The organism is Zoogloea sp. (assembly GCF_023150065.1).
GTDB lineage: Bacteria > Pseudomonadota > Gammaproteobacteria > Burkholderiales > Rhodocyclaceae > Zoogloea.
Map to the genome: position 1 here is coordinate 115,380 of NZ_JAKLLN010000016.1, position 7,384 is coordinate 122,763.

At 65.9% G+C, this 7,384-nt stretch carries 6 protein-coding genes; 3 read left to right on the forward strand and 3 right to left on the reverse strand.

All coding sequences use genetic code 11. From position 1 onward, the window contains the following. Positions 1–58 precede the first annotated feature (58 nt). The 3 genes from gcvT (at position 59) to gcvP (ending at position 4,543) form a co-directional block, all read left to right on the forward strand. On the forward strand, positions 59–1,141 hold the full coding sequence (gcvT, locus tag L6Q67_RS17080; RefSeq protein WP_296572114.1) for a glycine cleavage system aminomethyltransferase GcvT: 1,083 nt from the start codon (positions 59–61) through the stop codon (positions 1,139–1,141). Between the two features lie 54 nt (positions 1,142–1,195). Beyond that, on the forward strand, positions 1,196–1,573 hold the full coding sequence (gene gcvH / locus L6Q67_RS17085; protein WP_296572116.1) for a glycine cleavage system protein GcvH: 378 nt from the start codon (positions 1,196–1,198) through the stop codon (positions 1,571–1,573). Between the two features lie 78 nt (positions 1,574–1,651). Further along, on the forward strand, positions 1,652–4,543 hold the full coding sequence (gcvP, locus tag L6Q67_RS17090) for an aminomethyl-transferring glycine dehydrogenase (protein WP_296572119.1): 2,892 nt from the start codon (positions 1,652–1,654) through the stop codon (positions 4,541–4,543). A gap of 47 nt (positions 4,544–4,590) precedes the next feature. On the opposite strand, the gene L6Q67_RS17095 is transcribed toward gcvP, so the two are convergent. The 3 genes from L6Q67_RS17095 to L6Q67_RS17105 form a co-directional block, all read right to left on the reverse strand. Beyond that, entirely contained in the window at positions 4,591–5,361 is a 771-nt protein-coding gene (locus L6Q67_RS17095; protein WP_296572121.1) for a serine protease, read from the reverse strand. Further along, the gene (locus tag L6Q67_RS17100) at positions 5,358–6,293 is read right to left on the reverse strand and encodes a transglycosylase SLT domain-containing protein (RefSeq protein ID WP_296572124.1); all 936 of its coding nucleotides are present in this window, start codon (positions 6,291–6,293) and stop codon (positions 5,358–5,360) included. The genes L6Q67_RS17095 and L6Q67_RS17100 overlap by 4 nt, the downstream gene beginning before the upstream one ends. Next, on the reverse strand, positions 6,293–7,384 hold a 1,092-nt coding region (locus L6Q67_RS17105), incomplete at its 5' end, for a nucleotide sugar dehydrogenase (protein WP_296572127.1). The genes L6Q67_RS17105 and L6Q67_RS17100, both read right to left, overlap by 1 nt.

A 7,384-nucleotide genomic window follows, 5' to 3' on the forward strand; every position in this document is an offset into this window, starting at 1 on the left:
TCACGTCGCTTCGGCCCCTTTGCTTTTCTACACTGGAACGATTGCCCCGGAGAGCCCCATGAGCCAACAGACCCCCCTTCACGCCACCCACGTCGCCGCTGGCGCGCGCATGGTCGACTTCGCCGGCTGGGACATGCCGGTCAATTACGGCTCGCAGATCGAAGAGCACCACGCCGTGCGCCGCGACGCCGGCATGTTCGACGTCTCCCACATGCTGGCCCTGGACCTCGAAGGCGCCGACGCGAAGGCCTTCCTGCGCGGCCTGATCGCCAACGATGTGGCCAAGCTCGTCGAACCCGGCAAGGCCATCTATTCCTGCATGCTCAATGAGCAGGGCGGCGTGATCGACGATCTGATCGTCTATTTCCTCTCCGACACCACGTACCGCATCGTCGTCAACGCCGGCACCGCCGACAAGGACCTCGCCTGGATGCGGCAACGCCTGGCCGCCACCGGCACAGTGGCCACCCTCACCGCACGCCGTGACCTGGCCATGATCGCGGTCCAGGGCCCCAATGCCCGCAACAAGACCTGGGCCGCGATTCCCGGCGCCGAAGCGGCATCCACCGCGCTCAAGGTTTTCCAGGCCGCCGCTTTCGGCGACATCTTCATCGCCCGCACCGGCTACACCGGCGAAGACGGCTTCGAGCTGACCCTACCGGCTGAGCAGGCTGCCAGCACCTGGGCGGCCCTCAGCGCCGCCGGCGTCAAGCCCTGCGGCCTCGGCGCCCGTGACACCCTGCGCCTGGAGGCCGGCATGGCCCTCTACGGCAACGACATGGATGAAACTGTCTCCCCCCTCGATGCCGGGCTGGCCTGGACGGTGGACTTCAAGGACGAAAACCGGGATTTTGTCGGCAAGGCCGCCCTCGTCGCCAACGGCTCTCGCCAGCAGGCCCTCGGCCTGATCCTGGAAGACAAGGGCATCCTGCGTTCGCACCAGAAGGTGTTCACCGCCCAGGGTGAGGGTGAAACGAGCAGTGGCAGCTTTTCGCCGACCCTCGAAAGATCCATCGCCCTGGCCCGTCTGCCCCTCGGTGTCGCAGCTGGCGATGCGGTCGAGGTGGACATCCGGGGCAAGCGCCTCAAGGCCCGTGTCGTGAAGGCGCCCTTTGTGCGCAACGGCAAGGCCCTGGTCTGAATCCGAAGCTGAATCGCCTCCAACCCTTTCATCCGACTTGAACAAGGACACAGCATGAGCACCCCCAACGATCTGCGTTACACCGCCTCCCACGAATGGATCCGCGTCGAGGCTGACGGCACCCTCACCATCGGCATCACCGACCACGCCCAGGAAGCCCTCGGCGACGTGGTCTTTCTCGAACTGCCCGAGGCGGGTCGCGTCGTGGCCAAGGAAGAAGCCATCGCCGTGATCGAATCCGTAAAGGCCGCCTCCGACATCTACGCCCCGGTGGCCGGCGAGATCCTCGAAGCCAACCAGGCTGCCGTCGACGCCCCCGAATCCGTCAATGCCGACGCCTACGCCGCGTGGCTGTTCAAGCTCAAGCCCGCCAACGCCGCCGATGTGGACGGCCTGCTGGATGCCGCCGGCTACCAGGCCGCCATCGGCTGAAGGCTGATTGCCTGAGCACGGGTGCGCCCTGCCGGCGCACCCCACCCTGCTGTCGCTGTCACCCAACCGAGTTCCCCCATGTCGAAGACCCTTCTCTCCGCCCCGCTCGCCACGCTCGAACAGGGCGATGACTTCATCCGCCGCCACATCGGCCCCTGTTCCAACGAATTGCCCGGCATGCTCGCCGCCGTCGGCGTCGACTCCCTGGACACCCTGATCCAGCAGACGGTACCAGCCGGCATCCGCCTGCCCGCAGCGCTGGCCCTGGGCGAGCCGACCGCCGAACACGTGGCCCTGGCCCGCCTCAAGGCCATCGCCGGCAAGAACGTGCTGAAGAAGTCCCTCATCGGGATGGGCTATTACGACACCATCACGCCCAAGGTCATCCTGCGCAACGTGATGGAGAACCCCGGCTGGTACACCGCCTACACCCCCTATCAGGCCGAGATCGCCCAGGGCCGCCTGGAAGCCCTGCTCAACTTCCAGCAGATGGTCATCGACTTGACCGGGCTGGAGCTGGCCAACGCCTCCCTGCTCGACGAAGCCACGGCCGCCGCCGAGGCCATGGCCATGGCCCGACGCATTTCCAAGGTCAAGGGCCAGGGCTTCTTCGTGGACGAAGGCGTCTTCCCCCAGACCCTCGACGTGGTGCGCACCCGCGCCGGCTACTTCGGCTTCGAGCTGATCGTCGGCCCTGCCTCCGAAGCGGCCCATCACGAGGTCTTCGGCGCCCTGCTCCAGTACCCCAACGAACGCGGCGAGGTGGCTGACATCTCCGGCGCCATCAGTGGCCTCAAGGCCAAGGGTGCCGTGGTGGCGGTGGCCTCCGACCTGATGGCCCTGGTGCTGCTCAAGTCGCCCGGCAGCCTGGGCGCAGACATCGCCCTGGGCTCGGCTCAGCGCTTCGGCGTCCCCCTGGGCTTCGGCGGCCCCCACGCCGCCTTCTTCGCCACCCGCGAGGCCCATGTGCGCTCCATGCCTGGGCGCATCATCGGCGTATCGAAGGACGCCCGCGGCAAGACCGCCCTGCGCATGACCCTGCAGACGCGCGAGCAGCACATTCGTCGTGAGAAGGCCAACTCCAACATCTGCACCTCCCAGGTACTGCTGGCCAACATGGCCGGCATGTATGCCGTGTATCACGGCCCGGAAGGCCTGCGCACCATCGCCGCTCGCATCCATCGTCTGGCCGCCACCCTGGCCGAGGGGCTCAAGCAAGCCGGCTTCGAACTCACCTCCGATGTGTTCTTCGACACCCTGCAGGTCAGCACCAGTGCTCGCACGGCGGACATCTACGCAGCCGCCCGGAACGCCGGCTACAACCTGCGCCACGTGGATGGACAGGGCCTCGGCATCTCCCTGGACGAAAAGAGCACCCTGGCCGATGTGGCCGCCCTCCTCCAGGCCTTCGGTGTTGCCGCGGATGTGGCCGCCCTCGACGCCACCGTCGCCACCCGCGGCGGCAACCTGCCGGCAGCCCTGCTGCGTGACGACGCCATCCTGGCCCACCCGGTGTTCAACACCCACCACACCGAGCACGAGATGCTGCGCTATCTGAAGCGCCTGCAGAACCGCGACCTGGCACTGGATCACTCCATGATCTCCCTGGGCTCGTGCACCATGAAGCTCAACGCCACCAGCGAGATGATCCCCGTCACCTGGCCCGAATTTGCCGACATCCACCCCTTCGCGCCGGCCGAGCAGACCGCCGGCTACCTGGAGATGATCGAAGGCCTCGCCGCCCAGCTGCGCGAGATCACCGGCTTTGACGCCATCTGCATGCAGCCCAACTCCGGCGCCCAGGGCGAGTACGCCGGCCTGGTCGCCATCCAGCGCTACCACGCCGCCCGGGGCGATCATCACCGCACTGTGTGTCTGATCCCCAAGTCGGCCCACGGCACCAACCCGGCCACCGCCCAGATGTGCGGCATGGAGGTGGTGGTGGTGAACTGCGACGACAACGGCAACGTGGATCTGGCCGACCTCAAAGCCAAGGCTGCCCAGCACGCCGACAAGCTGTCGGCGCTGATGATCACCTACCCGTCCACCCACGGTGTGTTTGAAGAGGCGATCCGCGAGATCTGCGCCACCGTGCACCAGTACGGCGGCCAGGTGTACATGGACGGCGCCAACATGAACGCCCAGGTCGGCCTCACTTCCCCCGCCACCATCGGCGCCGACGTGAGCCACATGAACCTGCACAAGACCTTCTGCATCCCCCACGGCGGCGGCGGCCCGGGCATGGGCCCCATCGGCCTCAAGGCCCACCTGGCCCCCTTCATGGCCGACCACGTGGTTGCAGCAACGGGCAGCGAGAATCGCCCCAACGCCGGCCAGGGTGCGGTGTCCGCCGCCCAGTTCGGTTCGGCAAGCATCCTGCCGATCTCCTGGATGTACATCACCATGATGGGCGGCCGCGGCCTCAAGCGCGCCACCGAAGTGGCCATCCTCAATGCCAACTACGTGGCCAGCCAGCTCAAGGAACACTACCCGGTGCTGTACACCGGCAGCCAGGGTCGTGTCGCCCACGAGTGCATCCTCGACATCCGCCCGATCAAGGCCGCCACGGGGATATCGGAAGTGGATATCGCCAAGCGGCTGATGGACTACGGCTTCCACGCCCCCACCATGTCTTTCCCGGTGGCCGGGACCATCATGGTCGAACCGACCGAATCGGAAGACAAGGGCGAGCTGGACCGCTTCATCGCCGCCATGGTGAGCATCCGCAACGAAATCCGTGCCATCGAGGAGGGCCGGATCAGCGCCGACAACAACCCCCTCAGGAATGCTCCCCACACCCAGGCCGACTTCCTGGGCGACTGGGATCACCCCTACTCCCGCCAGGAAGCCGTCTTCCCGCTGGCGTGGGTGGGCGACAACAAGTTCTGGCCGAGCGTAAACCGTATCGACGACGTTTACGGTGACCGCAACCTGTTCTGTTCCTGCGTACCGATGGACGAACTGGGCTGAGCGCAGCCAGTGATGGAGCCCTCCCGCAGGGGAGGCTCCATCAGCGCTCAGCGAGCGAGCAGCGCTTTGAGGTGGGAAACGGGAATGGCGTAGGAAATGCCGGAAGGGCTGGAGATGGCGTTTTCCTTCATCCCTTTGACGAAGACCATGTTGAGGATGCCCAGCACCTCACCGCTGCTCACGTCGTAAAGGGGGCTGCCGCTGTTGCCCGGATAGGACACGATGTCCAGCTGAAACACCGGGTAACGCCCCACGGAAAGACGCCGCACGGCACCAGAATCAAGCTGGCTCGCCGACGGCAAGGGCTGACCAACCGGGGTGATCGCGGCGATGATGCCCCGATGGGTGACTGGAACGATCCCCATGCTCGCCCCAAGGGGGAAGCCCGTCAGGGCCACATCCTGCCCATCCCGTGCGGCCTCGGAATCCCCCAGCCGCAGAGGCGTCATGGGCGCCCCACCGATCCACAGCACGGCAAGATCATGGTCCGGGTCACGCTCGTCGCGCTCCACCGGGCGCACGCTCACCCGACCGGAACCGGACTGGGCAATCACCAGGCGCTCGTCCGAAGCACGGCTGTCCGGTGCAGCCGCAATCACATGGGCGTTGGTCGCCACCTGCCTGCCATCGCCAACGACGAAACCCGTACCCAGGAAACGGAACTGAGGGCTGCGAGTGGGCATGAAGGTGCCCACCGCGACAACCGAGCGCTTGACCTGCGCCACCGTGTCGGCAAGATCGGCAAAGGCAGGCACGGGCGCAAGGAGCGCCAGACACACACCGAAAAAACGACGACGCGTCCAGGCAGAGGCCGTCACTGCCCGACCGCCTTGAATGCCTGCAGCGCAGGGGACGCCCCGACCACCCGGGCGTCAAAGGGATGGTCGTGGCGCTGGAAGAAGGTCAGGATGCGCCGCACGTAGTTCTGGGTTTCCTTGTAGGGCGGCACCCCGCGATAGCGATCGACAGCCCCTTCACCGGCGTTGTAGCCCGCCACGGCGAGGGCGACGTTGCCCTGATAGTAGGCCAACAACCAGCGCAGATAGGCCAGTCCGCCCTTGATGTTCTGCACTGGATCGTAGCTGTCCTTGACGTTGAAACGGCTCGCCGTCTCGGGGATCAGCTGCATCACGCCCATGGCGTTCTTGGGCGAGGTGGCGTTCGGATCAAAGTTCGATTCAGTGGTGGCGATGGCCAGGGCCAGGCGTGGCTCAATGGAGAAGCGCGGCGCCAGGGTGGTGATCAGCTCCACCATTTTCTTCTTCTGCTCGGGAAGCGAGGCCAGATATTTCTGGGTGTCCCAGGTATCCCGGGCGGCAAAACCCTTGTCCCGCGCCCGCGGCAGCAGGCAGTCGGGTACCGCACCGGTGTACTCGCCAGCCATGCGGCGGGCCTTCTCGGCACCGGCGTGCCCCTTGGCCATGGCCATCTCGAACAGGGTGGCGGCGTAATCATCGTTACGGGCCACACCCCGCCCGTTGGCAAACATCCAGCCCAGGCTGTACATGGCCTCGGCGCTACCCGCGCGGGACGCTTCGCAATACAACTCGGCGGCCTTGTCCGGATCACGGCCCACGCCTTCGCCGTGCTCGAATGCCACGGCCTGCGCCACCAGCGTGCTCACATCCCCCGGGAGGGGATCTGCGGTCACGGCCTGCGCACCACCCGCCGCCAGGAGCCAAGCTGACAGCAGGCCGAGGACGAAATGCCGGACCACCGCCCTCGCGGGCGGGGTCCGGACAGCTTGCATCAGAGACGCCACACCTTGGCCCCTGCAGCCGCCAGGGCGGCCGGATCGTAGAAGCTCTTGACGTCAGTGAACACACCGTTGGGCACCAGCTTTTCGCACAGTTGGCCAACACCCAGTTCGGCGTATTCGTTGTGGGCCACGGCCGCCACGATGGCTGCGGCGCGGGGCAGGCTGTTCCACGGGGTCAGGCTCACGCCGTACTCGTGCTGGGCTTCGGCGGACTCGGCCACCGGGTCATGCACGTGCACGTTGATGCCGTAGCTCTGCAGCTCGCGGATCACGTCGATCACCTTGCTGTTGCGCAGGTCGGGGCAGTTTTCCTTGAAGGTCAGGCCCAGCACGATCACATCGGCGCCCTTGATGTTATGGCCGGCGCTGATCATTTCCTTCACGGTCTGCTCGGCCACGTACTTGCCCATGCTGTCGTTGATGCGACGGCCGGCCAGGATGACCTGCGGGTGGTAGCCCAGCATGTCGGCCTTGTGGGTCAGGTAGTAGGGATCGACGCCAATGCAGTGGCCGCCCACCAAGCCCGGACGGAAGGGCAGGAAGTTCCACTTGGTGCCGGCGGCCTTGAGCACTTCGAGGGTGTCGATGCCGATCTTGTGAAAGATCACCGACAGCTCGTTCATCAGGGCGATGTTGAGGTCGCGCTGGGTGTTTTCGATGACCTTGGCGGCCTCGGCCACCTTGATGGAGCTGGCCGGGTACACGCCGGCGGTGATCACCGCGCCGTACACCTCTTCGACCTTCTTCAGGGTCTCGGGGGTGTCACCGGACACCACCTTCATGATCTTGGTGACGGTGCGTTCCTTGTCGCCCGGGTTGATGCGCTCGGGGGAGTAGCCGACGTTGAAGTCCTGCTTCCACTTGAGGCCGGAGAACTTCTCGAGGATGGGGATGCACACTTCTTCGGTAGCGCCGGGATACACGGTGGATTCGTACACCACGATGGCACCCTTCTTGAGGTGCTTGCCGACGCTCTCGGAGGACTTCACCAGCGGAGTGAAATCGGGCTGGTGGGCGTCATCCACCGGGGTCGGCACGGCCACGATGATGAAGTCGGCCTCACTGATGATCTTCGGGTCGGT

Excerpts from the sequence above, each read along its gene's own strand:
- gcvT (WP_296572114.1), top strand. The coding sequence starts at position 59 with ATGAGCCAACAGACCCCCCTTCACGCCACCCACGTCGCCGCTGGCGCG.
- gcvH (WP_296572116.1), top strand. The coding sequence starts at position 1,196 with ATGAGCACCCCCAACGATCTGCGTTACACCGCCTCCCACGAATGGATC.
- gcvP (WP_296572119.1), top strand. The coding sequence starts at position 1,652 with ATGTCGAAGACCCTTCTCTCCGCCCCGCTCGCCACGCTCGAACAGGGC.
- L6Q67_RS17100 (WP_296572124.1), bottom strand. The coding sequence starts at position 6,293 with ATGCAAGCTGTCCGGACCCCGCCCGCGAGGGCGGTGGTCCGGCATTTC.